This is a genomic window from Flavobacterium sp. CG_9.1 (assembly GCF_015751645.1).
GTDB lineage: Bacteria > Bacteroidota > Bacteroidia > Flavobacteriales > Flavobacteriaceae > Flavobacterium > Flavobacterium xanthum.
In genome coordinates this window covers 1-21938 of record NZ_JADOVC010000019.1, presented here as the reverse complement: position 1 = coordinate 21938, position 21938 = coordinate 1, and the positions used below count along the sequence as shown (strand labels likewise).

Annotated in this window: 26 protein-coding genes and 1 pseudogene; 5 read left to right on the top strand and 22 right to left on the bottom strand. The window is 35.2% G+C overall.

The window, feature by feature from the left end; translation table 11 throughout:
- Nucleotides 1-13 precede the first annotated feature (13 nt).
- The 19 genes from rpsH to rpsL form a co-directional block, all read right to left on the bottom strand.
- The gene (gene rpsH / locus IWX83_RS11150) at nt 14-412 is read right to left on the bottom strand and encodes a 30S ribosomal protein S8 (protein ID WP_026707006.1); all 399 of its coding nucleotides are present in this window, start codon (nt 410-412) and stop codon (nt 14-16) included.
- Between the two features lie 123 nt (nt 413-535).
- Complete coding sequence (gene rpsN / locus IWX83_RS11145) at nt 536-805, bottom strand: 30S ribosomal protein S14 (protein WP_007136553.1); 270 nt, start codon at nt 803-805, stop codon at nt 536-538.
- A gap of 3 nt (nt 806-808) precedes the next feature.
- Nucleotides 809-1360, bottom strand: a complete 552-nt coding sequence (gene rplE / locus IWX83_RS11140) for a 50S ribosomal protein L5 (RefSeq protein ID WP_073351438.1) — start codon at nt 1358-1360, stop codon at nt 809-811.
- A 2-nt stretch (nt 1361-1362) separates the two neighbouring features.
- Complete coding sequence (rplX, locus tag IWX83_RS11135; RefSeq protein WP_066081024.1) at nt 1363-1677, bottom strand: 50S ribosomal protein L24; 315 nt, start codon at nt 1675-1677, stop codon at nt 1363-1365.
- 11 nt (nt 1678-1688) lie between these two features.
- Nucleotides 1689-2057, bottom strand: a complete 369-nt coding sequence (gene rplN, locus IWX83_RS11130; RefSeq protein ID WP_026717863.1) for a 50S ribosomal protein L14 — start codon at nt 2055-2057, stop codon at nt 1689-1691.
- Nucleotides 2058-2059: 2 nt separating this feature from the next.
- A complete protein-coding gene (gene rpsQ, locus IWX83_RS11125) occupies nt 2060-2320 on the bottom strand; it encodes a 30S ribosomal protein S17 (protein ID WP_066081027.1) in 261 nt (86 codons plus the stop codon).
- A gap of 17 nt (nt 2321-2337) precedes the next feature.
- Entirely contained in the window at nt 2338-2529 is a 192-nt protein-coding gene (rpmC, locus tag IWX83_RS11120; RefSeq protein WP_066081030.1) for a 50S ribosomal protein L29, read from the bottom strand.
- Between the two features lie 13 nt (nt 2530-2542).
- Nucleotides 2543-2968 (bottom strand): 50S ribosomal protein L16, encoded by a 426-nt coding sequence (gene rplP, locus IWX83_RS11115; RefSeq protein ID WP_196829706.1) that lies wholly within the window; start codon nt 2966-2968, stop codon nt 2543-2545.
- Nucleotides 2969-2987: 19 nt separating this feature from the next.
- Complete coding sequence (rpsC, locus tag IWX83_RS11110) at nt 2988-3746, bottom strand: 30S ribosomal protein S3 (RefSeq protein WP_066081035.1); 759 nt, start codon at nt 3744-3746, stop codon at nt 2988-2990.
- A 6-nt stretch (nt 3747-3752) separates the two neighbouring features.
- Nucleotides 3753-4163: a 50S ribosomal protein L22 gene (gene rplV, locus IWX83_RS11105; RefSeq protein ID WP_007136561.1), complete on the bottom strand. Its 411-nt coding sequence runs from the start codon at nt 4161-4163 to the stop codon at nt 3753-3755.
- Between the two features lie 6 nt (nt 4164-4169).
- A complete protein-coding gene (gene rpsS, locus IWX83_RS11100; RefSeq protein WP_007136562.1) occupies nt 4170-4448 on the bottom strand; it encodes a 30S ribosomal protein S19 in 279 nt (92 codons plus the stop codon).
- A 6-nt stretch (nt 4449-4454) separates the two neighbouring features.
- Complete coding sequence (gene rplB, locus IWX83_RS11095; RefSeq protein WP_035668122.1) at nt 4455-5279, bottom strand: 50S ribosomal protein L2; 825 nt, start codon at nt 5277-5279, stop codon at nt 4455-4457.
- A 9-nt stretch (nt 5280-5288) separates the two neighbouring features.
- The gene (gene rplW / locus IWX83_RS11090; protein WP_066081040.1) at nt 5289-5579 is read right to left on the bottom strand and encodes a 50S ribosomal protein L23; all 291 of its coding nucleotides are present in this window, start codon (nt 5577-5579) and stop codon (nt 5289-5291) included.
- Between the two features lie 6 nt (nt 5580-5585).
- The gene (gene rplD, locus IWX83_RS11085; protein ID WP_035668126.1) at nt 5586-6215 is read right to left on the bottom strand and encodes a 50S ribosomal protein L4; all 630 of its coding nucleotides are present in this window, start codon (nt 6213-6215) and stop codon (nt 5586-5588) included.
- Entirely contained in the window at nt 6215-6832 is a 618-nt protein-coding gene (rplC, locus tag IWX83_RS11080; protein WP_073351440.1) for a 50S ribosomal protein L3, read from the bottom strand. The genes rplD and rplC overlap by 1 nt, the downstream gene beginning before the upstream one ends.
- 154 nt (nt 6833-6986) lie before the next feature.
- A complete protein-coding gene (gene rpsJ / locus IWX83_RS11075; RefSeq protein ID WP_011963470.1) occupies nt 6987-7292 on the bottom strand; it encodes a 30S ribosomal protein S10 in 306 nt (101 codons plus the stop codon).
- Nucleotides 7293-7303: 11 nt separating this feature from the next.
- Nucleotides 7304-9460, bottom strand: coding sequence for an elongation factor G (gene fusA / locus IWX83_RS11070; protein ID WP_073351442.1), 2157 nt, complete (start codon nt 9458-9460; stop codon nt 7304-7306).
- 10 nt (nt 9461-9470) lie between these two features.
- The gene (gene rpsG, locus IWX83_RS11065; protein WP_035668130.1) at nt 9471-9947 is read right to left on the bottom strand and encodes a 30S ribosomal protein S7; all 477 of its coding nucleotides are present in this window, start codon (nt 9945-9947) and stop codon (nt 9471-9473) included.
- Nucleotides 9948-10018: 71 nt separating this feature from the next.
- On the bottom strand, nt 10019-10402 hold the full coding sequence (gene rpsL, locus IWX83_RS11060) for a 30S ribosomal protein S12 (RefSeq protein WP_007136570.1): 384 nt from the start codon (nt 10400-10402) through the stop codon (nt 10019-10021).
- Nucleotides 10403-10671: 269 nt separating this feature from the next.
- On the opposite strand from rpsL, the gene IWX83_RS11055 reads away from it, so the two are divergent.
- The 4 genes from IWX83_RS11055 (at nt 10672) to rlmB (ending at nt 18100) form a co-directional block, all read left to right on the top strand.
- Nucleotides 10672-12378 carry a BamA/TamA family outer membrane protein gene (locus tag IWX83_RS11055; protein ID WP_196829704.1) on the top strand — a complete coding sequence of 569 codons (1707 nt, stop codon included), beginning with the start codon at nt 10672-10674 and terminating at the stop codon, nt 12376-12378.
- 84 nt (nt 12379-12462) lie between these two features.
- Nucleotides 12463-15558, top strand: a complete 3096-nt coding sequence (locus IWX83_RS11050) for a SusC/RagA family TonB-linked outer membrane protein (protein WP_196829702.1) — start codon at nt 12463-12465, stop codon at nt 15556-15558.
- Nucleotides 15559-15568: 10 nt separating this feature from the next.
- Nucleotides 15569-17116, top strand: coding sequence for a SusD/RagB family nutrient-binding outer membrane lipoprotein (locus IWX83_RS11045; RefSeq protein WP_073351453.1), 1548 nt, complete (start codon nt 15569-15571; stop codon nt 17114-17116).
- Between the two features lie 249 nt (nt 17117-17365).
- Complete coding sequence (gene rlmB, locus IWX83_RS11040) at nt 17366-18100, top strand: 23S rRNA (guanosine(2251)-2'-O)-methyltransferase RlmB (RefSeq protein ID WP_196829700.1); 735 nt, start codon at nt 17366-17368, stop codon at nt 18098-18100.
- 60 nt (nt 18101-18160) lie between these two features.
- Here rlmB and IWX83_RS11035 read toward each other — a convergent pair whose 3' ends face one another.
- Nucleotides 18161-18949 carry a rhomboid family intramembrane serine protease gene (locus IWX83_RS11035; protein WP_196829698.1) on the bottom strand — a complete coding sequence of 263 codons (789 nt, stop codon included), beginning with the start codon at nt 18947-18949 and terminating at the stop codon, nt 18161-18163.
- A 269-nt stretch (nt 18950-19218) separates the two neighbouring features.
- On the opposite strand from IWX83_RS11035, the gene IWX83_RS11030 reads away from it, so the two are divergent.
- Complete coding sequence (locus IWX83_RS11030) at nt 19219-20496, top strand: replication-associated recombination protein A (protein WP_196829696.1); 1278 nt, start codon at nt 19219-19221, stop codon at nt 20494-20496.
- Nucleotides 20497-20566: 70 nt separating this feature from the next.
- Here the strand turns inward: IWX83_RS11030 and IWX83_RS11025 are convergent, their stop codons facing one another.
- Both IWX83_RS11025 and IWX83_RS11020 read right to left on the bottom strand, forming a co-directional pair.
- Nucleotides 20567-21313, bottom strand: coding sequence for a hypothetical protein (locus IWX83_RS11025; RefSeq protein WP_196829695.1), 747 nt, complete (start codon nt 21311-21313; stop codon nt 20567-20569).
- A 294-nt stretch (nt 21314-21607) separates the two neighbouring features.
- A pseudogene (locus IWX83_RS11020) lies at nt 21608-21938 on the bottom strand (hypothetical protein); the annotation flags it as partial.

The following is a 21938-nucleotide window of genomic DNA, read 5'->3' as shown; positions in this document are numbered from 1 at the left end:
ATAGTCTTTAAAATTAGTATACGTAACAAATTACTTCGCCACCAACATTCAATTGTTTAGCTTTCTTTCCAGTCATTAAACCTTTAGAAGTAGAAACAATAGCAATTCCTAATCCGTTAAGGATTCTAGGAATACTTGAAGAACTTGAATATTTACGTAAACCTGGTTTACTAATTCTTTGGATATCTTTAATTACTGACTCCTTAGTATCCTTATCATACTTTAAGGCGATTTTGATTGAACCCTGAACAGCGTTGTCTTCAAATTTGTAACTCAAGATATAACCTTGATCAAATAAGATCTTAGTTATTTCTTTTTTTAGATTAGATGCAGGAATTTCAACAACCTTGTGGTTTGCAGCCACAGCGTTACGAACTCTTGTCAAATAATCTGCAATAGGATCTGTATACATATGTATTAATTTGCGGTCTTGGTTTTCAACAAACGATTTGCCGAACCTTAAACCAATTTATAAATATTTATGATACAGACAAAACGTAAGTTAAGTCTGTATCAGAACGTAATAAATTACGTCTTACCAAGATGCTTTTTTAACACCAGGTATCAATCCATTGTTTGCCATTTCACGAAATGTAACACGTGAAAGACCGAATTGACGCATATACCCTCTTGGTCTACCTGTTAATTTACAACGATTGTGCAAACGAACTGGCGAAGCATTTTTTGGTAACTTTTGCAAACCTACGAAATCTCCAGCTTCTAACAAAGCTTTTCTTTTCTCAGCATACTTAGCTACTGTTTTTTCTCTCTTAACCTCGCGGGCTTTCATTGATTCTTTAGCCATGTCTTAATTCTTTTTAAAAGGTAATCCTAATTCTGTCAATAGAGACTTTGCTTCTTTATCTGTTTTTGCAGTAGTTACAAAAGAGATATCCATTCCTGATATTTTATTTACTTTGTCAATATCAATTTCTGGGAAAATGATTTGCTCTAAAACACCAAGGTTGTAATTTCCTCTTCCGTCAAAACCAGTAGCTTTAATACCACTAAAATCTCTTACACGTGGCAAAGCTGAAGTAATAAGTCTATCTAAAAACTCATACATTCTTTCTCCACGTAAAGTAACTTTTGCTCCAATAGGCATCCCTTTTCTCAATTTAAAAGACGCAACGTCTTTCTTTGAGATAGTAGATATTGCTTTCTGTCCAGTGATCTTTGTTAACTCATCAACTGCATAGTCAATTAATTTTTTATCAGATACAGCTGCACCAACTCCTTTACTTAAAACGATTTTTTCCAATTTAGGAACCTGCATTACGTTTACGTATCCGAATTCCTCTTTAAGAGCAGCAATTACTCTGCTCTTATATTCTTCTTTTAGTCTAGGTATATACTCCATTACTATAGTACTTGATTAGATTTTTTTGAAAATCTTACTTTCTTATCTCCCTCTACTCTAATACCAACTCTAGTTGCTTCCTTAGTTTTAGGATCAATTAAAGAGATGTTAGATATTTGTATAGAAGCTTCTTTCTTTACGATACCACCTTGAGGGCTTTTTGCACTAGGTTTCGTGTGTTTTGAAACCATGTTAACACCTTCAACAATCGCTTTATTTTTCTCTTTGTACACGCGTAACACTTTACCTTCAGCACCTTTGTGGTCTCCAGCAATTACTCTTACGATGTCACCTGATTTTATTTTTAGCTTTATCATCTTAAAACGAATTAAAGCACTTCTGGTGCTAATGATACAATTTTCATGAATTGTTTTTCACGAAGTTCTCTTGCTACGGGTCCAAAAACACGAGTCCCTCTCATTTCACCTGCAGCATTCAAAAGAACACATGCATTGTCATCGAAACGGATATAAGAACCATCGGCTCTTCTCACTTCTTTTTTGGTACGTACAACAACTGCAGTTGAAACAGCTCCTTTTTTAACGCTTCCGTTAGGGGCTGTATCTTTGATAGAAACTACAATCTTGTCACCAACAGAGGCATACCTTCTTTTGGTACCTCCTAAAACACGGATAGTTAAAACTTCCTTTGCTCCAGTGTTATCTGCTACTTTTAGTCTTGATTCTTGTTGTACCATAATTATTTAGCTCTTTCTAAGATTTCAACTAACCTCCAACATTTAGTTTTACTTAAAGGACGCGTTTCGCTAATCCTTACCGTATCTCCAATGTTACAGTCGTTCATTTCGTCGTGTGCGTGATACTTTTTAGTCTTCAACACGAACTTACCGTATAATGGGTGTTTTACTTTACGTACTTCCGCAACAACAATAGATTTATCCATTTTGTCCGAAGTAACAACACCAACTCTTTCTTTTCTTAAATTTCTTTTTTCTTCCATCTTTCAGCAGACTACAGTTATTGTAACTCTCTTTTAGTAAGTTCTGTAGCTAATCTAGCAACCACTCTTCTTACACTTCTAATTTGAAGTGGGTTCTCAATTGGTGAAATAGCGTGAGCCATTTTTAGATCAGCATATGTTTTCTTAGTCTGGCTAAGCTTTTCTTGCAACTCTGCTGCAGAAAGATCTTTTATTTCTGATTGTTTCATAATATAATATAGATTATGCTTCGAAATCTCTAGCAACAACGAATTTAGTTCTTACTGGAAGCTTTTGAGCTGCAAGACGTAACGCCTCTTTTGCAACTGACAAAGGTACTCCTCCAACTTCAAACATAATTCTTCCGGGTTTAACAACAGCAGCCCAATATTCAACGGCTCCTTTACCTTTACCCATACGTACCTCAAGAGGCTTCTTAGTAATTGGTTTGTCTGGAAATATTTTGATCCATAATTGTCCTTCTCTTTTCATAAAACGAGTTGCAGCAATACGCGCAGCCTCGATTTGACGTGAGGTTAAGAACATTCCATCTTCATGTACAGATTTAATACCAAACATTCCATTAGAAAGTTCATGCCCTCTTTGAGAGTTTCCTTTCATTTTACCTTTTTGTACCTTACGGTATTTTGTTCTTTTAGGCTGTAACATTTTTCTTTAGTTTAAAAATTTACTTTCGTTTACGAGCGTCTGGTTTTCCACCTTTATTAAAAGGCTTTCTGTCTCCTCTAGGAGAATCACCACCTTTACCACCAGCACCAGATTGTTTTTTGTCCATTCCAGCAAGTGGAGAAAGATCTCTCTTTCCATAAACTTCACCTTTCATGATCCATACTTTGATTCCCATTCTACCATAAGTAGTATGAGCCTCTGCCAAAGCATAATCAATATCAGCTCTGAAAGTTGATAGAGGAATTCTACCTTCTTTGAAACCCTCTGAACGAGCCATCTCAGCACCATTCAAACGACCAGAAATCAAAACTTTGATACCTTCTGCGTTCATACGCATAGAGGCAGCAATAGCCATTTTGATTGCACGTCTGTAAGAAATACGGCTTTCGATTTGACGACAGATGCTTGTAGCAACTAGATACGCGTCAAGTTCAGGTCTTTTTATTTCAAAGATGTTGATTTGAACCTCTTTGTCAGTAATTTTTTTAAGTTCCTCTTTCAACTTGTCTACCTCTTGACCACCTTTTCCGATAATAATACCAGGTCTAGCAGTAGTGATAGTAACGGTTACAAGTTTTAAAGTTCTCTCAATGATTACTTTTGATACACTAGCTTTTGATAAACGAGCATGGATGTACTTTCTGATTTTATAATCTTCGGCAAGTTTATCACCATAATCATTTCCACCATACCAGTTTGAGTCCCATCCTCTGATGATACCAAGTCTATTTCCAATTGGATTTGTCTTTTGTCCCATCTTGTATTAAATTGCTTGTGTGTTATTAATAGATCCAAGCACGATTGTAACGTGATTAGAACGTTTTCTAATTCTGTGAGCACGACCTTGTGGAGCTGGACGAAGTCTTTTCAACATCATTCCACCATCAACTGTAATCGTTTTTACAAATAAACCTGCTTCTTCCATATTAGCGTCAGGGTTTTTTGCTTGCCAGTTGGCAATTACCGATAAAACCAATTTTTCTAATTTTCTTGAAGCTTCTTTAGAACTAAATCTTAAGATGTTTAGTGCTCTCTCTACCTTCTGACCTCTTACCAAGTCCGCTACTAAGCGCATTTTTCTAGGTGAAGTAGGGCAGTTATTCAATTTTGCGAAAGCAATAGACTTATTAGCCTCTTTTCTCGCATCTGCTGTTTCTCTTTTACGAACTCCCATTACTTCTTATTTTTTACCTTTATTTTTTGCTCCAGCATGACCTCTAAAAGATCTAGTCGGTGAAAATTCACCTAATTTGTGACCTACCATGTTTTCAGTTACATAAACCGGTACAAATTGACGACCGTTATGAACTGCGATAGTTTGACCAACAAAGTCTGGAGTAATCATAGAAGCTCTAGACCATGTCTTTACTACTCCTTTATTTCCACCTGCGATGTTTTCTTGAACTTTCTTGTCTAACTTATAATGAACAAAAGGTCCTTTTTTTAATGAACGTGCCATATCTTATTATTTCTTTCTACGTTCTACGATATACTTGTTACTCGGGTTTTTCTTAGAACGAGTTCTATAACCTTTTGCTGGTATTCCATTTCTTGAACGTGGATGTCCACCAGAAGAACGTCCTTCACCACCACCCATTGGGTGATCGACAGGGTTCATTGCAACAGGTCTTGTTCTAGGTCTTCTTCCTAACCATCTCGTTCTACCAGCTTTTCCTGATACAACTAATTGATGATCTGAATTAGATACAGCTCCAATTGTAGCCGAACAAGTCAACAAGATTAATCTTGTTTCACCAGATGGCATCTTAATTGTTGCATATTTTCCATCTCTTGCCATTAATTGAGCAAATGTTCCAGCTGAACGAGCGATTACCGCTCCTTGCCCTGGTCTCAATTCGATACAAGAAATTACAGTTCCTAGTGGAACTCTACTTAAAGGTAAAGTATTACCAATTTCAGGTTGAGATTCTGGACCAGAAACTAATTTCTGACCAACTTTCAATCCGTTTTGAGCAATAACATACGTTTTCTCTCCATCAGCATACGCCAATAAAGCGATAAATGCAGTACGATTTGGATCATATTCGATTGATTTCACTGTAGCCGGAATTCCTTCTTTTGTACGTTTAAAATCAATTATACGATATCTCTGCTTGTGACCACCACCCGTATAACGCATGGTCATCTTTCCTTGACTATTTCTACCTCCAGAGTTTTTTATCGGCGCTATCAAAGAGCGTTCCGGCTTATCAGTTGTAATGGCGTCATAACCATTCACAACTCTAAATCGCTGACCTGGGGTAATAGGTTTTAATTTTCTTACTGACATTTTTCTATCTTAGATATTGTTGTAAAAATCAATTGTTTCTCCTTCTTGTACTTGAACAATTGCTTTTTTAATTGCATTAGTCTTTCCACTGATTAAACCACTTTTAGTGTATTTTGTAGTTCTATCCGGTCTTACGTTCATCGTGTTAACACTCAAAATAGTTACTCCGTAAGCAGCTTCAATAGCTTTCTTAATTTGAACTTTATTTGCTTTTTTGTCAACAACGAATCCGAAACGGTTTAAAACTTCACTTTCTTTGGTTACTTTTTCCGTTACTATAGGCTTAATTATGATGCTCATATCCTATTATTTACTTAAATTTTCTTCAATTATCTCTAAAGAACTCTCTAAAAGAACTAAATTATTAGCATTTAGAATAGCATAAGTGCTTAATTCTAAGCTACTTACAACGCTAGATCCTTTTAAATTGCGTGAGGACAAATATACATTTTTATTGGTATCACCCAATACAAATAGAGATTTTTTATTTTCTAACTCTAAAGCTTTCAAAACGTTGATGAAATTTTTAGTGTTTGGCGTTTCAAAATTAAAGTCTTCAAGAACGATTATGTTCGACTCTTTTGCTTTAATTGAGAAAGCAGATTTTCTTGCCAAACGTTTCAAGCTTTTATTCAATTTGAATGAATAACTTCTTGGTCTTGGTCCAAAAACTGTTCCACCACCTTTAAACAATGGATTTTTAGCAGATCCTGCACGAGCAGTTCCTGTTCCTTTTTGTTTTTTAATCTTACGCGTACTTCCCGCTACTTCAGCTCTTTCTTTAGCCTTGTGCGTTCCTTGTCTTTGATTAGCAAGATACTGCTTAACATCAAGGTATACTGCGTGATTGTTTGGTTCTATACCAAATACTGAATCAGAAAGTTGAACTTTTCTTCCAGTATCTTTTCCGTTGAAATCTAATACTTTTGCTTCCATTACTTCTGAATGATTACATAAGAGTTGTTACATCCAGGAATACATCCTTTAATAACAAGTAGATTCTTTTCAGCCACTACTTTTAAAACTCTAAGGTTTTGAACTTTTACATTATCTCCTCCCATTCTTCCAGCCATACGCATTCCTTTGAATACTCTAGATGGATAAGAAGAAGCTCCTACAGAACCTGGCGCTCTTAAACGGTTGTGTTGACCGTGAGTTGCTTGACCAACACCACCAAAACCGTGACGTTTAACAACCCCTTGAAAACCTTTACCTTTAGATACACCTTGTACATCTACAAATTCTCCTTCAGCAAAAATAGAAACATCAATAAGATCTCCTAATTTTTGTTCAGTTGCAAAATCTTGAAATTCAACGACTTTTTTCTTAGCTACAGTTCCCGCTTTTTTAAAGTGACCTAAAGCCGCTTTTGTGGAATGTTTCTCGTTTTTGTCATCGAAACCAAGTTGCAACGCTTCGTACCCGTCAACACCTTTGGTTCTGACTTGGGTAACAACGCATGGTCCAGCTTCGATTACTGTACAAGGAATATTCTTCCCGTTCTCGTCGAAAATGCTAGTCATGCCGATTTTTCTACCAATTAACCCAGACATAAATATTAATTATTAATTATTAAATATAAATATAGAACGCAGCTTTTAACCGAATCCTATTTTTTTAGTGGGTGCAAATGTATAACTTATTTACACACAAACCAAAAAAATATTTTTCGCTTAAAAACAGCGCTCCTTTTTACTCTTAAACTACTTAAACTTTGATTTCAACTTCAACTCCACTTGGCAATTCAAGTTTCATTAAAGCATCAATAGTTTTTGATGAAGATGAATAAATGTCAATTAATCTCTTATATGACATTACTTCAAATTGCTCTCTCGCTTTTTTGTTAACGTGTGGAGAACGTAGTACAGTGAAAAGTTTTTTGTGAGTTGGTAATGGAATTGGCCCTGTTACTACTGCACCTGTACTTTTTACAGTTTTTACAATCTTTTCAGCAGACTTATCTACTAACATGTGATCGTAAGATTTTAGTTTTATTCTGATTTTTTGACTCATTTTCTTAAAGATTAAGCGTTTCCTTTTGCTTTTTTGATAACTGCTTCCGAAATATTCGAAGGAGTTTCAGCGTAATGTGAAAATTCCATTGTTGATGTTGCACGACCCGAAGATAAAGTTCTTAAAGTAGTTACATAACCAAACATTTCTGACAATGGCACATCAGCCTTGATAGTTTTTGCACCATTTCTGTCACCCATGTCATTTACCTGACCTCTACGACGGTTGATATCACCTACGATATCTCCCATGTTTTCTTCTGGCGTAATAACTTCCATTTTCATGATAGGCTCCAAAATAACAGCACCTGCAGCACGACCTGACTCTCTGTAACCCATTCTAGCAGCTAACTCAAAAGAAAGTGCGTCTGAATCGACAGGGTGAAAAGATCCGTCTAATAAAGTCACTTTCAAACTATCCACTTGGTATCCAGCTAATGGACCCGTTTTCATAGCTTCTCTGAAACCTTTTTCAACAGATGGAATATATTCTTTAGGAACGTTACCACCTTTTACTGCATTAATAAACTGCAATCCCACTGGAGCTTTACCGTCAACTAAATCTGCTGGTTCGATTCTAAATACGATATCACCGAATTTTCCACGACCACCTGATTGTTTCTTGTAAGTTTCTCTATGTTGAGCAGATTTAGTAAATGCTTCTTTATATTCAACTTGAGGTTCTCCTTGATTTACTTCGACTTTGAACTCGCGTTTCATACGATCTACCAAGATATCCAAGTGAAGCTCACCCATACCAGAAATAATCGTTTGTCCCGAAGCCTCATCTGTTCTAACCGTAAACGTTGGATCTTCTTCAGCTAATTTAGCCAAAGCCATACCCATTTTATCAACGTCAGCTTTAGTTTTAGGCTCAATAGCGATACCAATTACTGGCGCAGGGAATTTCATTGACTCCAAAATAATTGGGTGTTTTTCATCACACAATGTATCTCCAGTTTTAATATCTTTAAATCCTACTGCTGCTCCAATATCACCTGCCTCAATGTATTCGATTGGGTTTTGTTTATTGGCATGCATTTGATAGATACGTGAAATTCTTTCTTTGTTTCCTGAACGTGTGTTTAAAACATAAGAACCTGCATCCAAACGTCCTGAGTAAGCACGGAAGAAAGCTAAACGACCAACGAATGGATCAGTAGCAATTTTAAAAGCTAAAGCAGCAAAAGGCTCTTTAACATCTGGCTTACGCAAAATTTTAGTTTGATCTTCCTCTAATAAATCAGCATCATCAGGATGAATCCCTTCGATACCTTCTTTATCCATCGGAGAAGGTAAATATTTACACACTGCATCTAACATGAATTGAACTCCTTTATTTTTAAAAGAAGAACCAGCAATCATTGGAATAATCGCCATATCCATAGTAGCAGCTCTTAACGCTGTATTGATTTCTTCCTCTGTAATAGAGTCTTCATCTTCCATGAATTTTTCCAACAAATTTTCATCATAATCAGCTACTGCCTCAATAAGAATCGATCTGTATTCTTTCACTTCAGCAACCATGTCTTCAGGAATAGGCACAATATCATATGTAGCACCGAGACCTTCTTCATGCCATACAATAGCTTGATTTTTTACCAAATCTACTACACCCTTGAAGTCATTCTCTTCACCAATTGGCAAAGTGATAGCAACTGCATTAGACTTCAACATGTCTCTAACTTGTTGACAAACCATCAAAAAATTAGATCCTTGACGGTCCATTTTGTTAACAAATCCAATACGTGGCACTCTGTATTGATCTGCTAGTCTCCAGTTCGTTTCTGATTGTGGCTCAACACCATCAACAGCACTAAACAAGAAAACCAACCCGTCAAGTACACGCAATGAACGATTTACTTCTACAGTAAAATCAACGTGCCCTGGGGTATCAATAATATTAAAGTGATACGGTAAGGTATCAGGTAAAACTTTACCTTGTTCAGTTGGGAAATTCCATTCACAAGTTGTAGCAGCAGAAGTAATTGTAATTCCTCTTTCTTGCTCTTGTGCCATCCAGTCCATAGTTGCAGCACCATCATGCACTTCACCTATCTTGTGTGACTTTCCAGTATAGAATAATATACGCTCTGTTGTTGTTGTTTTACCAGCATCAATATGAGCAGCAATTCCTATGTTTCTTGTATATTTTAAATCTCTAGCCATTTCTTATGAATTAAAATCTAAAGTGAGAGAATGCTTTGTTAGCTTCTGCCATTTTGTGAGTATCCATTCTCTTTTTAACAGCAGCACCTTCCTCTTTAGCCGCAGCTAAACATTCTGAAGCTAATCTTTGAGCCATAGATTTTTCATTTCTTCTTCTAGAATAAAGTATCAACCACTTCATCGCCATAGATATTTTTCTATCTGGACGAATTTGCATTGGAATTTGAAATGTTGCTCCACCTACTCTACGACTACGTACTTCTACGTGTGGCATAACATTGGTTAATGCATCTTTCCAAATTTCTAATGACGGTTTTTCCGCATCTTGTTTTTTAGACTCAATGATGTCAATTGCATCATAAAATACTTTAAACGCTGTCGATTTTTTTCCATCCCACATTAAGTTGTTCACAAAACGTGTTACCAGTTGATCATTAAACCTTGGATCTGGTAAAAGTGGTCTCTTCTTTGCCGCTCTTTTTCTCATGTCTTTTTTTTAATAAAATTCCACACCTACACAGTCGCAATAAATTGCGCCTCTATGATGCAAACTTTAAATTACTTTTTTGCTTCTTTTGGGCGTTTTGCTCCGTACTTAGATCTTCTTTGCGTTCTTCCTGCTACTCCTGACGTATCAAGTGCACCACGAACGATGTGATATCTAACTCCTGGTAAATCTTTTACCCTTCCACCCCTAACTAATACTATCGAGTGCTCTTGTAAATTGTGTCCTTCACCAGGGATGTAGGCATTTACTTCATTACCATTTGTCAAACGTACACGCGCTACTTTACGCATTGCAGAGTTTGGTTTTTTTGGTGTTGTAGTGTAAACACGCGTACAAACCCCTCTTCTTTGAGGACAAGAATCTAAAGCAACCGATTTACTCTTCTTAGTTATCTGAGTTCTTCCTGTTCTTACTAATTGTTGAATTGTTGGCATAATTAATACTAAAAATTTCTTATTATATTAAATTCCCGCTTTTTACGGGGTTGCAAATGTAGAAAATATTTTTTACTCTACAAACGTTAATCTATTAATTTTTTTATGAACTAATAATTTGTTCTCTAAAGGAATAAAGAATTCCGAAGTGAAAAACGGTTTAGAATTCAATACTAATTAAGCAACAAATTCAATACCGTTGTTTTACACTTTGATTTTTATTACAAACCATAGATATTTGCATTATATTTATTAAAACAAATACACATTTGAAACCTTTCGTCACTATTCTTGTATTATTATTCTTTGGGTGGCACTCATCCGCCCAAAATTTTCAGCTACAAATAATTGGACAATCCGACTTCGAAACCAAAACCATCGATTCTTTGGGATACAACTCCAAACACCAAAACACAAAAGCACTTCAAGATGAAATCAATACGTTTTCAGTAAAATTAACCCAAGTAGGTTACATCGATAATAACATGCTTGAATTTACGAAATCAAAAGATTCCTGCTATATCGCAAAAATCACTTTAGGAAAAAAAGTAAAATCCATCTACCTATATATAGGTGATGACAAACAATTAAATAATTTAATTACACTAAACAAAAAAAATGATATTGTTGAAGTACCTTACTCAGAAATAGATTCCTTTCTGGAGCAAACCGTCAAAAAATTAGAACAAAATGGTTTTTCATTAGCTAAATTAAAACTAGTAAATATTAAAAGAGATAAAAGTGCTCTTTCCGCAACCCTACAAGTGGAAACAGAACAACAAAGGATTTTAAATTCAATTACAATTCGGTATGCCGAAAACGGACGTACAAATAAATTTCCAAAGGGTCATTTAAAACAAATTAATAAAAAATACCAAAAAATAATTTTCAATCAAAAAGTGGTTGAACAAATTAATAGTGATTTCGAAAAATATAATTTTGTAAATCAAGTAAAATACCCGGAAATTTTATTTACAAAAGACAGTACTAAAGTGTACGTGTACCTAGAAAAAAGAAATTCAAATACTTTTGATGGCTTCCTCGGTTTTTCAAATAATGACAACGAAAAGATCGCATTAGCTGGATATCTTGACATTAAACTTGAAAACATCTTGGGCTCTGGCGAGCAAGTTGCTATCTATTGGAAAAGCGACGGCAACGATCAAAAAACTTTTAAAGCCAGTCTTGAACTTCCGTATCTGCTCCAAACGCCATTAGGCCTAAAAGCACAATTACAGGTTTTTAGACAAGATACCACTTTTCAAAACACAAAAACTGTAATCGATTTAAGCTATTTTTTAAACTATAATTCCCGCGTGTACTTGGGATATCACATTACAGAATCCAGCGACATTCAAAATTTAAATAACACTTCAATCAGTGATTTTACTAATTCATTTTTAACTTCGAGTTTTGAATATCTAAAATCAGACACAAACAACCTTCTTTTTCCCATAAAATCAAAATTCCAAACCGCAATAGGAATTGGAAAAAGAGAAATCTCCAATCCAACTGAGAATTCGAAAAATAACCAATTGACGCTTACTTTTCAAGCAATGCACAACATCTATTTGAACAGAAAGAATTCGATTCATCTAAATAGTCAAAATTTTTACCTTAACAGTGGCCGATACGTTGTTAATGAATTGTTCCGTTTTGGAGGTTTTAATAGCATAAGAGGCTTTGCAGAAAACAGCCTAGAAGCTTATTTGACAACATCATTACTAACAGAATACCGCTATATCCTATCTCCAAATCTTTACTTGCATTCTATTCTGGATTATGGCTTAATTAAAAATAATTCTGATTCAGGAAATTCAGATATTACGGAAAACCTTATTGGCATTGGGTTAGGAATGGGAATACAAACAAAAAACGGATTACTCAAATTAGCACTAGCCAATGGCAAAACTAAAAAGCAACAATTTGAAATTTATAACACCATCATCCATATTAGTTATAATGTTAAATTTTAGTTTAAGAGAAAATTAGCATTTCATATATTAGGAAAGTTAACAAATTATTAAGAGGTTTGCGAGACTAATTCAAAATATTAAAAAATGAAACTAAAGTTTAATGGATTCTTAGTGCTCTTAGTAGTACTTGTGGCGCAAATAACTTTTGCGCAAGAAAGAACTGTTTCTGGTGTTGTTTCTGATAATGCAGGATTGCCTTTACCAGGCGTGAGTGTGTTAGTGAAAGGAACACAATCTGGAACACAAACTGATTTTGATGGAAAATATTCTATCAGAGCAACACCTAGTCAAGTCTTGGTTTTCAGCTACATTGGGATGAAAACTCAAGAAGCAACTGCCACTTCGGCAAATGTTAACGTTAAACTTCTAGATGATTCCATCCAATTGGAAGGAGTTATAGTAGGAGCTTTAGGGATTAAAAGAAGTAAAAATTCGCTAACATCCTCTACGCAAGTGGTAGCAAGTCAAGAGCTTACTCAAGCTGCCAACCCTAACGTGGTGCAGTCTTTAGTTGGTAAAGTATCTGGTCTTCAAATAAACAAATCTTCAAGTGGAGTTAATGGAACAAACAGAATCGTATTAAGAGGTTCAAGATCTATTACTGGTAACAATGAAGCTTTGGTAGTTATTGATAACTCAATCTCTTCATCAGCTGTTTTGCAACAATTACCACCTGAATTAATTGAAAGCGTAAACGTTATTAAAGGTATGCAAGGTGCTGCACTATATGGTGAGCAAGGAGTTAACGGAGTAATTATAGTTACTACAGTAAAAGGAAAAGAAAAAGGAAAAATCACGGTGAATGTAAATTCAGCTATCGATTTTGAGACAGTATCTTTTATGCCTGAAACACAACAAAAATATGGTCAAGGTTGGGACGGAGTTCACTATCCTGAAGAAAACGGATCATGGGGACTTCCTTTTGATGGCGTGTTGAGACCAACAGGTTTACCACAAGCGGATGGACTTGAATTACAAAGACCTTACTCTTTCATCAAAGACAATGTTAAGGATTTCTACCAAACAGGTACTACCTTCCAAAATGGATTTTCTATAAACGCTGGAACTTCAGACTCCTACGCTTTATTTTCTGCTAACAAAGTAAAGACAGAATTTATTGTAAACGGAGATCAACTTGAAAGAAATAGTTTTTTATTCAAGGCAGGTAAAAAAATTGGAAAACTAAGCATTGATGGTAACGTTAACTACAACTATCAAAAATCTACCGAAACTTCTAATGACTTACTTGACGATTTAATTCAGACAGCAGGAAATGTTGATTTATCGTTGTTTAAAAATTCTGGAAATGAAGGTAATTACACGATATATTTCAAAAATCCATATTGGACAATAGATAATAACCGTAATGACTCTAGAAGAACATTTATAAATACTATCGCAGCTTTGAAGTACGATATTAATAAAAACATAAATGTTACTTATACAGGTAACTTACAATTTACGAATAGAGATGCACAGTCTCACATCAATCAGTATAGAGAAACTCCAGATTTAGCAGGAGCAGGAGCAAATAGAAATCAAACTTCTGAATATTTTGCTAGTCAATCCTCTTTAAGAACTTATTATGGTGATTTATTAGTGAATTTTGACTACGATTTGACAGATGATTTGAGTTTAAAAGCGAACGTCGGAAGTAACATGCAAGATCGTAACTACAGAATTACTTCACAAGGAGGACAAAATCTAGACATACCAGGATGGTACCACATTAATAATGTATTGAGTCCAGCAAATCCATCTAATTTAGATAATAGATCTCAAAAATCAAATCGTGCTTCTGTTTTAGCTAACGTTGATTTAGGATACAAAAACTACTTGTTTTTAAATGTTACAGGTAGAAATGATTGGACTTCAGTTTTATCAAAAGAGAACAACAACTTCTTCTATCCAAGTGCTGGTGTATCTTTTGTACCAACTTTGGCTTTTGAAGGACTAAAAAGCGAAACTTTGAATTATTTGAAAGTATCTGCTAACATCGTAAAAGTGGGTAACTCCTCTTCTATCCAGCCTTATGCTACCTCTGAAATTGGTGTATTCCCAACAGGATTCCCTTACGGACAACTAGGATCGTACATCATCAACCAGAGACCAACTGATAGAAATATCAAACCTGAATTTGTAACTACAAAAGAGGTAAATATTAATATTGGACTTTTCAACAATAGGATTACAATTGACGGGTCAGCTTACATATCTGACACAAAAGATTTGATCACAGCTGCTACTGCTTCTTCTGCATCAGGATTAGCCACTTCTCAAAGTAACATTGGAGATATGACTACAAAAGGTCTAGAAATTGACTTAGGATTCGTACCGGTTAAAACGGAAGATTTCAAATGGGACTTAAGAGCAAGTTATTCTACGAATAAATCAGTTATCAATTCACTTGCTGCTGGAGCAAATGAAATCAACCTTTTATCTGACGCTGCAACAGGAACTGGAATTTTTGCTCAAGTAGGAGAAGAATTTCCTTTGATTAAAGGAACAACCTTTTTAAGAGATGATAATGGAAGCATTATTGTGAACCAGTTTGGACTTCCAACAAGATCTTCTTCAAACTCAATTTTAGGTAAATCAACTCCAGATTATATTTTAGGATTATCTAACTCATTTGAGTACAAAGGAATTAGATTATCTGCTGTTATGGATTACAGAACAGGTCACCAAATCATTTCTGGAACTAAATACGACTTAACTTGGCCAGGACGTTTAGTAGAATCAGCTGATTTTGATAGAGAGGTTGGTTTCATTTTACCAAACTCAGTAGTTGAAACTGCTCCAGGATCAGGAATCTACACTCCTAATACTTCTGTTTACTCTGCAGCTGGTTATAATCCAAACGGAATTATTGATTATTACGGAACTTTGAGTAGAGCTGGAGAGCATAACGTTATTAACGCTACTGCTTTCAAAGTGAGAGAACTTGCTTTAAGTTATTCAATACCAACTACTGTAATTGAAAGAATTGGATTAACTTCACTTAGATTTGGTATAAATGCAAGAAACCCATTTACTGTTTTGGCAAAAAGCAATAAAGGTTATACTGATCCAGAAGCATCTGACAGTACTGCAAACAATGGTAATGGTCTAGGATATTCAGGAACAGGACAGTATCCAAATACAAGAACTTTTGGTGGAAGCATCAATTTAACATTCTAAATTAAAAAGCATGAAAAAAATATTTTTATTAATAGCAGTAGCAGCTGTATCACTTACATCATGTAGTGACTACTTAGCAGACAATACCAATGTAAATAGTCCGTTAGAAGAAGCTCTTCCGCCAAGACTTATTTTACCTGGTGCGCAATCACAAGCATTCAGAACACAAGCTATAAACATGAACCGTTTAGGTAGTGTAATGACAAATGCATGGGGAGGTAACATATACCAATTTACAAATCCATTGCAAGTAGAATATTCTTATAACTTTGACAACAACACCTATGCAGCAGTATGGGATGGATTGTACAGAAGTGTAAACAACTTTCAAAAGATAATTGAAACTCCTTTAGAGAATCAAGGCAACTTTGTTGCTATATCTAAGATCATGAAAGCACATTACATGCAATATATTGTCGATTTATATGGTGATTCACCTTACTTCGAAGCGTTTAAAGGACAAGCTAACCTAACACCAGCTTATACAGATGACGCAATAATTTACAAAGAATTAGTTAAAGAATTAGAAGAAGCACGTGCTCTTATTCAAAACCCGTCTTCTACAGCAGAAGGTGTTGCTACTGACGTTGTTTTCAACGGAGATATGAGTAAATGGCTTAAACTAGCCAATACTATCGAGTTAAGAATTTTATTGAGACAAAGCAAACTGACTGATGCAGCGACTGTAACTTATGTAAATAGCAAATACGCAGACTTACAAGCTTTAAATAATTTTGTTGACGCTGATGTATTGATCAATCCAGGATACTCTTCTGCAAATGATGCTAAACAAAGTCCGTTCTTTAGTTCGTTCGTTAGAGATGCAGCAGGTGCTACAACAAATACTACTTATACTTTATTTACTTCATCTAAACATTTTGCTGATGTATTAAATGGAGAAACTGGTGGTCCAACAGCTGGAGTTATTGACCCTAGAAGATCTAGACTATGGCTACTTGTAGGAGGAAAAGTTGTAGGAACTGATCAAGGTCAAAAACCAGTTCCTGGTCAAAACAACACAACAAATCCAACTTCTAGATTTGGTTTAGGCTTAACTAATTATGTAGGTGCAAATACAGCAGCTAGAACTGCAGCAGGGTCTTCAAAAGCTGGAGCGCTAATGTTGCTTTCTGAAAGTAAATTTCTTCAAGCAGAGGCAGTTCAAAGAGGTTTTTTAACAACTGGAATAGCTCAAACTTTATTTAATGAAGGAGTTCAAGCTTCATTTACTTACTTAGGTGCTACTATTGGAACTTATGCAGTTCAAATCGAAGCAGTTCCTGGATTTGGATGGACAGCATCTACTAATAAAATTCAAGCAATTTTAACACAAAAATGGATTGCACTAAGCGGAATTCATGGTGTAGAAAATTACATCAATTACACTAGAACTGGATTCCCAGTAATCCCTGGTTCAATTAATGGTTTCAACTTGCAACCTACTAGACCAAAAAGACTGATTTATCCATTGTCAGAGTACAATGCAAATTCAGGTAATGTGCCTGTTTTAACATCTGCTCAAGTTACAACACAAGGTCCTTTCTGGTATGTACCGTAATTAATCTTATGATTTAGTTAATAAGAGGCTGTTCCTATTTGGACAGCCTCTTTTTTATTTAACTACCCTTTTAGGAGGAAAATTAAAACCTAAAGAATTCTTTGAAAATAGTAACATCTGAAAATCCTTACCTCCTACTAAGATACTTTGTGCAGTATTAAAAGATCACTTTAAACTAATGTACAGTATGAAACTAAATCTTTAAAACCATCAGCAAATGCTGATGGTTTTTTTTTATATATTTGCATCATGGAAAAAGAACATCAAATATTTGGGATTAGAGCGATAATTGAAGCCATCCAAGCTGGCGCAACCGTAGATAAAGTCTATATTCAAAAGGAAGCAAGCAGCGAACTTATGAAAGACTTAATGAAAGTAATGAAGCGTGGAAACATCAATTTTTCCTATGTTCCAGTTGAAAAGTTAAACAGACTGACGCCTAATAATCATCAAGGTGCAGTGGCAACGATATCTCCGATCTCCTTTTTTGATCTAGAATCTTTAATTGAATCTGTTGTTGAAAACGGAAAAAAACCCTTATTTTTAATTTTAGATCAAATCTCTGACGCACGCAATTTTGGCGCAATCATACGAACTGCAGAATGCACCGGAGTAAATGGAATTATTGTTCAAAAAGCGGGTTCAGCGCCTGTGAATGGAGATACCGTAAAGACATCAGCAGGTGCCGTATTTAACATTCCGATTTGTAAAGTAGAACACATTAAAGATGCCATATTTTTGTTACAAGCAAGTGGTATTAAAACTGTCGCTGCAACTGAAAAAACAGATACAACTATTTATGACATCTCTTTAAACGAGCCCGTTGCAATAATCATGGGATCGGAAGATCGTGGTGTAAACCCATCGGTTCTTAAAATTGTAGATGAAAAAGCGAAACTACCTATGTTTGGAAATATAGGGTCTTTGAATGTTTCAGTAGCTTGCGGTGCTTTCTTGTATGAAGCCGTAAGACAAAGAAGTTAATTCCCCTCACCGATCCTTACCAAAGGGAAGAGAGCCATGACAGCGAAAGTATGAAATGAATTAAAACTCCGGTTTTGATTCATTTTTTTCGTTTAGGACGATCTCATAATTTACAGGAACATTGACCGTATAATACGACACGAACCCCAGTTGTTCTTCAAATTCCTCGCTTTTAGGAATGTTTACAAAGTTTCCGTTGTCATCAAAACGCTGCATAAATTTATCTGCTGAAGCATCAAAATCTGGATGTTCCCAATCGTATTTGATAACTTTTTTATACTCTGGAGTTTTATAAACTAAAGAGAGAAAAAATCCTGTAAGTAATCCCCCTAAATGACCTTCCCAAGAAATAGCTTTATTCCCTGTAATCTCCGGACTTGGAAAAACATACCAAACCAAGCCTCCATAAACAACTATCACAGCTAGCGATAAAGCGACAAGCCGATTGTATTTCGTTTGTAGGCCTTTAAAAAAGACAAAACTAAACAGCACATAAATTAAACTGCTTGCTCCTATATGGTAATTATCGCGGCCAATAATCCAAGTGATACATCCTGAAACTACAATTCCGTATCCAATAACCTTCATGGCTTGCTCTGCATAAAAAAATTGCAGCGCAGCCAATAAAATCAGCAATGGAATGGAATTATTATAAAGATGCTCTACATCAGCATGAATAAAAGGACTGAATAAAACACCTTGTAAACCTGAAAAAGTTCTAGGGTAGATACCGTTTTCGATAAAGTCAAAACCAAAACGAATTTCGAGCCAAAAAACAAACCAAAGAAATACTACAAAAAAAAGAGGTAAAGCAATAACTGAAGTGGTAAATTTAAAATGCTTTTCCATGAATAGCGTTTGGTTTGTGTTCTCATTAGTATTCAAAAACTTATCCAAACGCAATTTAATGCTATTTTGTCATATTTAAAATAAAAAAACCTTCCTAAGTATAAATCCCTAGCCCGGATGGAAGCGGCATCCTTTTATATTTCGTTTTTTAACGAGATATAAAAGATATAGTGTACAGCCGGAAATAGCTCCGAATAAAAATAGTAATTTTACCAAAGTCATCATTTTGATTGAAGAATAACAAATTTAGATTTTAGATTTAAACAAAAATGGAAGCACCACTTGCAGAACGCATACGCCCGCAAAAATTAGAAGACTACATCAGTCAATCCCATCTCGTGGGACCAAATGGTTCATTGACGCAACAAATAATAAAAGGAATTATTCCGTCATTGATTTTTTGGGGACCGCCTGGAACTGGGAAAACTACATTGGCACAAATTATTGCACAAGAATCGAAACGTCCCTTTTATATTTTGAGCGCAATTAATTCAGGTGTTAAGGATATTCGGGAAGTGATTGACAAAGCAAAGCAAAGTGGCGGTTTATTTACTGCAAAAAATCCTATTCTTTTTATTGATGAGATTCACCGTTTTAGCAAATCCCAGCAGGATTCGCTATTGGCTGCTGTCGAAAAAGGTTGGATTACTCTAATAGGCGCCACTACCGAAAACCCAAGTTTTGAAGTGATTCCTGCTTTACTTTCCCGCTGTCAGGTCTACATTTTGAATGCTTTTACTAAAAAAGATCTAGAGTCTCTGTTAGACCGTGCCATGAAAACGGATCCGTATTTATCTACTAAAAACATTAAACTAAACGAGACCGAAGCCCTATTGCGACTTTCCGGCGGAGATGGACGTAAACTGTTAAATATTTTTGAACTTGTTGTAAACGCTTCTGATGATGACGAAGTAATAATCACTAATGATCGTGTTTTTGCTTTGGTACAACAAAATACTGTTTTGTATGACAAAACTGGAGAACAACATTATGACATTGTTTCTGCTTTTATAAAATCGATTCGAGGCAGCGATCCTAATGGCGCTGTTTACTGGCTAGCACGGATGATCGAAGGTGGTGAAGATGTGAAATTCATAGCCCGAAGAATGCTTATTCTCAGCAGTGAAGATATAGGAAATGCAAATCCTACTGCCTTTATTATGGCCAATAATACTTTTCAGGCTGTGACTACGATTGGGTATCCGGAAAGCCGAATCATATTAAGCCAATGTGCGGTTTACCTTGCGACTTCTCCCAAAAGTAATGCTTCCTATTTAGCAATTGGAACAGCACAACAGTTAGTAAAACAAACTGGAGATCTGCCGGTTCCTATTCACCTGCGCAATGCACCTACAAAATTAATGAAAGAGCTAGGATATGGTGAAGAGTACAAATACGCCCATGATTACACTAATAATTTTGCAGAGCAGGAATTTTTACCTGATGCTATAAGTAAAAAACCTATTTATATTCCTGGAAACAATTCAAGGGAAAACAGCATACGAGAATTTCTGAAAAACCGTTGGAAAAATAAATACGGATATTAAATTCCATAAAAAAAGTCTTGATTACGCAAGACTTTTTTTATGAACTATTTTCAAAATAGCTTTGTAACCGCTAAAACTTAACCGCTACTTTTTCAGAAATTAATTTATCATTTTGATAATATTCAAAATACCATTCGTTGTCTTTCAAAATTAAAGACCCTTGAACTGTATCTCGTATTGCAATAAATGAATTGGCTTGGGATGTTTTAAACAACTTCATAACTACTTTTGGAGTATTGTCAATAAGCTGAAAACCAGTTTCGGTGGCCTGAGCGTAAAGCATAGTACTTTCTTCAATTGTAAGACTGGGCTTTAATTCTGTTACGGCTACCATTTCCTTTATTACAGGAGTAGCAGCAGCTGCGACAACTGCCGGCTGCGCCTTAGCACGAGTTCCGCTATATTTATATTGCAACTCATACACGGATTCGAAGGCTTCAGCAAGCGCTTCATTATAAGCATTTTTATAGTCTTTTTCTTTACTTTTACCAGCAGCCGATTGAAAAATGATTTTACCATAGCAATCCTTCAAAGTGATGATCAATCTTGTTGTCAAAAAACCACTATCATTAACTACATCAGCATACAATAAATCGCAACGATCACTGTATTCACCGGGAATTGTCTCGTTACTATAAAAAGAAACGAAGCCTGCCTTATTTAAATTAAACTTAGTTATAGTATTCAAACGGTATTGATTCTCTCCCTTTAGAAATTCATATTTCAAAGGAACGATTACTGCCTTATACTCATTTACGGATTGAGCGTACGAATAATTAATTGCTAGTACCATTACGAATAGAAATAACTTTTTCATATGTGTTTTGTTTGTTGTTTTTTAAAAAAAAGGCAATAATTAGTTAATGAAAGTCTAATTTCATTACTTGTAAATTGATGTTTAATTTTGTTTGCCTTGATATTATTAGAGTTAAACAATTGTATTCATTAATGTTTTTAATAAAAGGATAAGAAATATGTAAATTTTCATATTCGTGCTTCCGATTAGTATTACTACCTCTCTTTGCGACAAGTGTTTGTGCTTATCCAGTTTTTACTCAATTTCATACACAGATTTAATATTCTAGTAAAAAAAACGAGCTTATATTTATCTTTATGCTGTCGGTGTTAGTTTTACGCTAAAACCATAATTGATTAATTGTACGATACTTTTCTGTATGTCTCGTTGTTTCTTTTTTTGATTCACTGCTTCTATTTGTTTAATTGGTTCTTTGTAAACCTCTTTGTTTTTTAAAATATGATATGCCGCTATTATTTGTTTGTGTGCAACTGCTATTAATGCTTTTTTTGAACCTTTTCGGATTAGTAATTTTTGATAAAAAGTCTTTAAATAACCCTGCTTCTTCCTGGTTGCTCCCCAGGCTGCCTCGACTAATGCTGATTGGATATGTTTATTTCCATGGATGACACGGGTACTTTTTTTT

Coding starts and splice junctions, on each gene's coding strand:
- rpsC (WP_066081035.1), bottom strand. CDS start 3,746: ATGGGACAAAAGACAAATCCAATTGGAAATAGACTTGGTATCATCAGA.
- rplB (WP_035668122.1), bottom strand. CDS start 5,279: ATGTCAGTAAGAAAATTAAAACCTATTACCCCAGGTCAGCGATTTAGA.
- rlmB (WP_196829700.1), top strand. CDS start 17,366: ATGGAAAAAGAACATCAAATATTTGGGATTAGAGCGATAATTGAAGCC.
- rplC (WP_073351440.1), bottom strand. CDS start 6,832: ATGTCTGGGTTAATTGGTAGAAAAATCGGCATGACTAGCATTTTCGAC.
- rpsQ (WP_066081027.1), bottom strand. CDS start 2,320: ATGGAAGAAAAAAGAAATTTAAGAAAAGAAAGAGTTGGTGTTGTTACT.
- IWX83_RS11030 (WP_196829696.1), top strand. CDS start 19,219: ATGGAAGCACCACTTGCAGAACGCATACGCCCGCAAAAATTAGAAGAC.
- rplD (WP_035668126.1), bottom strand. CDS start 6,215: ATGGAAGCAAAAGTATTAGATTTCAACGGAAAAGATACTGGAAGAAAA.
- rplP (WP_196829706.1), bottom strand. CDS start 2,968: ATGTTACAGCCTAAAAGAACAAAATACCGTAAGGTACAAAAAGGTAAA.
- IWX83_RS11050 (WP_196829702.1), top strand. CDS start 12,463: ATGAAACTAAAGTTTAATGGATTCTTAGTGCTCTTAGTAGTACTTGTG.
- rpmC (WP_066081030.1), bottom strand. CDS start 2,529: ATGAAACAATCAGAAATAAAAGATCTTTCTGCAGCAGAGTTGCAAGAA.
- rplX (WP_066081024.1), bottom strand. CDS start 1,677: ATGATAAAGCTAAAAATAAAATCAGGTGACATCGTAAGAGTAATTGCT.
- fusA (WP_073351442.1), bottom strand. CDS start 9,460: ATGGCTAGAGATTTAAAATATACAAGAAACATAGGAATTGCTGCTCAT.
- rpsG (WP_035668130.1), bottom strand. CDS start 9,947: ATGAGAAAAAGAGCGGCAAAGAAGAGACCACTTTTACCAGATCCAAGG.
- rplN (WP_026717863.1), bottom strand. CDS start 2,057: ATGGTACAACAAGAATCAAGACTAAAAGTAGCAGATAACACTGGAGCA.
- rpsN (WP_007136553.1), bottom strand. CDS start 805: ATGGCTAAAGAATCAATGAAAGCCCGCGAGGTTAAGAGAGAAAAAACA.
- rplE (WP_073351438.1), bottom strand. CDS start 1,360: ATGGAGTATATACCTAGACTAAAAGAAGAATATAAGAGCAGAGTAATT.
- IWX83_RS11025 (WP_196829695.1), bottom strand. CDS start 21,313: ATGAAAAAGTTATTTCTATTCGTAATGGTACTAGCAATTAATTATTCG.
- rpsL (WP_007136570.1), bottom strand. CDS start 10,402: ATGCCAACAATTCAACAATTAGTAAGAACAGGAAGAACTCAGATAACT.
- IWX83_RS11035 (WP_196829698.1), bottom strand. CDS start 18,949: ATGGAAAAGCATTTTAAATTTACCACTTCAGTTATTGCTTTACCTCTT.
- rpsJ (WP_011963470.1), bottom strand. CDS start 7,292: ATGAGTCAAAAAATCAGAATAAAACTAAAATCTTACGATCACATGTTA.
- IWX83_RS11045 (WP_073351453.1), top strand. CDS start 15,569: ATGAAAAAAATATTTTTATTAATAGCAGTAGCAGCTGTATCACTTACA.
- rplV (WP_007136561.1), bottom strand. CDS start 4,163: ATGGGAGTTCGTAAAAGAGAAACAGCAGATGCGAGAAAAGAGGCTAAT.
- rpsH (WP_026707006.1), bottom strand. CDS start 412: ATGTATACAGATCCTATTGCAGATTATTTGACAAGAGTTCGTAACGCT.
- rplW (WP_066081040.1), bottom strand. CDS start 5,579: ATGAGCATCATAATTAAGCCTATAGTAACGGAAAAAGTAACCAAAGAA.
- rpsS (WP_007136562.1), bottom strand. CDS start 4,448: ATGGCACGTTCATTAAAAAAAGGACCTTTTGTTCATTATAAGTTAGAC.